The organism is Streptomyces diastatochromogenes, assembly GCF_002242805.1.
GTDB lineage: Bacteria > Actinomycetota > Actinomycetes > Streptomycetales > Streptomycetaceae > Streptomyces > Streptomyces diastatochromogenes.
Genome location: NZ_MCGQ01000080.1, coordinates 1 through 2,907 on the forward strand (window position 1 = coordinate 1; position 2,907 = coordinate 2,907).

Sequence of the window (2,907 nt, forward strand, 5' to 3'; positions counted from 1 at the left end):
CGGATTCACCCCCTGGCCCGGCGAGAACCCACCCTGCCGCATCATCGCGGCTCTGATCGGCTCAGCCGCACCACAGCCCCCGAGCTGGGTGGAGACGGTACGCATTCCCACCTGACGCACTGCCGACAGGACCGCGTGCGCTGAGCGCGAGGTCACCGTTCACCGGGCCTGATGGATGGTCGGCGAGGTTCCGTCGCCGTGCCGGACGCCCGTACCGGGTCAGCTCCCCGCGTCCCTGCATCAGCAGCAGTTCGCGCCGACGCAGCTCTTCGTCGAATTGGGTTTTCCCCTGCTAGCGGGTCCGCCGACCCGCAATGTGGTCGTAATCCGACAGAATCGGTCAGGAGTTGAGGATTCACGAGCAAAGAGGCACACAGACCGCAAAGGTGTACCCACTCTCCCTAGAGTGGCAACCCAATCGGCCCGGATGGGCCGGATATGTGTCGCGCCAGGGGGGTTGCCGACGCACATGCACGCACAGCTGTTCCCGGAAGGGGTGGGCCGGGAGGGTTGCGCCGGCCCGGGTACGCGCAAGTGTTCCGCCGAACATGACGAGTTTGCAGAGAAATGGATCGCCGCTCGACCGCATGTTGTCGCTTATGCCAGGTTCGCGATGCGCAATGCCGCCGACGCCGAGGACCTCGGCCAGGCCGTGGCCATCCGGGCGTGGCGCGGTTATTTCACCTTTCGGGGTGAGTCGTCCTTTCTGACCTGGGTCATGGCCATCGCCACCCGCGAAGCGGCGCGACTGGCCGCGCATCGACTCAGACGGGACGAACGCGAAGTGCCGCTCGACCGGTACGGCGGGACGGTCACGGACGCCGACCCGCCGCATGCGGACCCGCCGACCACCGACTGGCTGCCCGCACTGGCCGAACAGGCCCGCACACGGGGTGACCTCAACCCCACCGAGTACGCCGTCGTCCGGGCCCGGCTCGCGTTACCCGGCCGTACCTGGGACGAGATCGGCACCACGTTGGACCTGCCCGGCTCGCGCTGCGCCGTCGCCCACTGCCGGGCCGTCGTGAAGCTCAGAGTCGCGCTCTTCCTGCACCACCCCGAACTCCTAGGCGGCGAGGACGCGCTGAGGCACGCCATGGAACAGGCCGCACGCGTCCCGCACGACCCGCTCACGGAGGCCGAGGCCGATGTCTTCGGGCGTGCCGTCCTCGAGCGGCGCTCCGACCACCGCCGCCGCAACTGGCCCACGCTGCTGCGCTCCGCCTGCACCAAGGTCGTCGGACACCTGGACATGCCATGAGGCACCGCCTCGCACCGCGAAGTCGGTAATGCCGCCGCGCCCACAGGGGTCTGCAACCAGTGAAACACCACATTCGATCGGCCAGCAGCCACGGAGGAGGGGGCGAGTGGACCACGCGTCACCATTAGAGCCGCTCCACGAGCTACCGGCGGACGTCGTCACCCAACCTGCCGACGCCGGCATCGACGTCCCGTACGCACTCGGTACCCTGCCCGACGGCCGGGAGACCCTGATCATCGGCGATGTCGACACCTACGCCGACTTCACCCACCGTCAGGGCGACAACCCCTACGGTTTCCAGGGCACCTGCGGGCTGTGCTCCTGCGAGGGAGTGCTGAGGCAGTTCGGTGTCGACGTCACCGAGGGCGATGTCGTCGCCCACGCCGTCTCCCACGGCCTGTGCGAGACCGGGGGCGACGCCACGGCACGCGGCGGCACCACACTGCCCGACCAGGCCCGCATTCTGTCCGACTACGGCGTGCCCGCCCACGTGGAGAGTGCCGACTCCCTGGAGGATCTGGCCGCCAACCTGGAGCAGGGCCACGGAGTGATCATCGCCGCCAACGCCGGTGTGCTCTGGGACGACGCGACCTACTGGGACGGCGGCCAGGCCAACCACGCGGTCGTGCCCATCGGGGTGGCCCGTGACCCGGCGACCGGCGAGATCGAGGGATTCTTCGTCAACGACAGCGGCACGAGCGAGTCCGCACACTTCGTCGACGCCGCGACCATGGCCGACAGTTGGCTGGGGGCAGGAGGCAACTGCGTGGTCACCGACCAGGTCCATGCCGCCGCCCCAGGGGAGGGGACACCGCTGTGAACACCGCTGACGCTCCGTCCGAACACACCCGTACACCCTATGCGCAGGCCCGTAAGGGGGTCGTTGATCATGCGTTGAGCGAAGCCGAGGTACCGCTGGAGCACTATGTCTCCACACCGCTGCCCACGCTGCGCTGGGGGACCCCGGCCTACGCGGTCTTCGCCGCCCCTGCCGTACGGGCCCCGAGGCAGCCGTTGTTGATCGACGCCCCCGACCGCTGGTGGGCGGTCGGCATCACGCGGCCCCGGCTGCTCATGTACGCGCTGGTGTCCGCCGCCCCGTTCAGCGACGCCCCGCCGGGCGGTCCGGTGACCGTGTCCCCGAGCGGCCGGCCCCTTTCAGCGGTCCGCGAGGACCAACGGCTCTTCGACGCCCTGATGGACCGGGCGCTGCCCTCATTCCTCGCGGGCAGCCCCGGCGACCCGACGGTCCGTGGCGATCTCGCCGCCACCCTCGCCCTGGTGCTGCCTCGCGAGTGCCGGGACTGGTCCCTGGCCCTGACGCCCGACTTCTACGCATGGCTGGAGCAGTGATGGCCGACTCCGCAAGCCCCGCAGCCGCCGAGCTGGACACGCTGCTCGCCTCCGTCGCCCAGGCTGCCGAACGTCACGGCTGGACGGCCGTCACCGATGCCGCCGCCGCGCTGCCCCAACCGGACGACCGGACCGTACTGCTGTGTGCCTCCCCCAAGGCGGACGCCTCGGCGCTCGCCGAGTGGCTGCGCAGCTGCCTGGAGGGCCAGGAACCCCTCAGCGCTTCCCTGGAGGACCTGCACACCGATCCGGCGCCCGCGCTGCGCGCCAACCGCGTCGTCCTCGCACTGGGC

At 70.1% G+C, this 2,907-nt stretch carries 4 protein-coding genes; all 4 read left to right on the forward strand.

What is annotated here, in order from left to right; translation table 11 throughout:
- Positions 1-469 precede the first annotated feature (469 nt).
- Entirely contained in the window at positions 470-1,261 is a 792-nt protein-coding gene (locus BEK98_RS49360; protein ID WP_094222658.1) for an RNA polymerase sigma factor, read from the forward strand.
- A 106-nt stretch (positions 1,262-1,367) separates the two neighbouring features.
- Positions 1,368-2,081: a hypothetical protein gene (locus BEK98_RS45205; protein WP_094222659.1), complete on the forward strand. Its 714-nt coding sequence runs from the start codon at positions 1,368-1,370 to the stop codon at positions 2,079-2,081.
- A gap of 74 nt (positions 2,082-2,155) precedes the next feature.
- Positions 2,156-2,614, forward strand: a complete 459-nt coding sequence (locus BEK98_RS45210) for a hypothetical protein (RefSeq protein WP_094222660.1) — start codon at positions 2,156-2,158, stop codon at positions 2,612-2,614.
- On the forward strand, positions 2,614-2,907 hold a 294-nt coding region (locus tag BEK98_RS45215), incomplete at its 3' end, for a hypothetical protein (protein WP_143684256.1). The genes BEK98_RS45210 and BEK98_RS45215, both read left to right, overlap by 1 nt.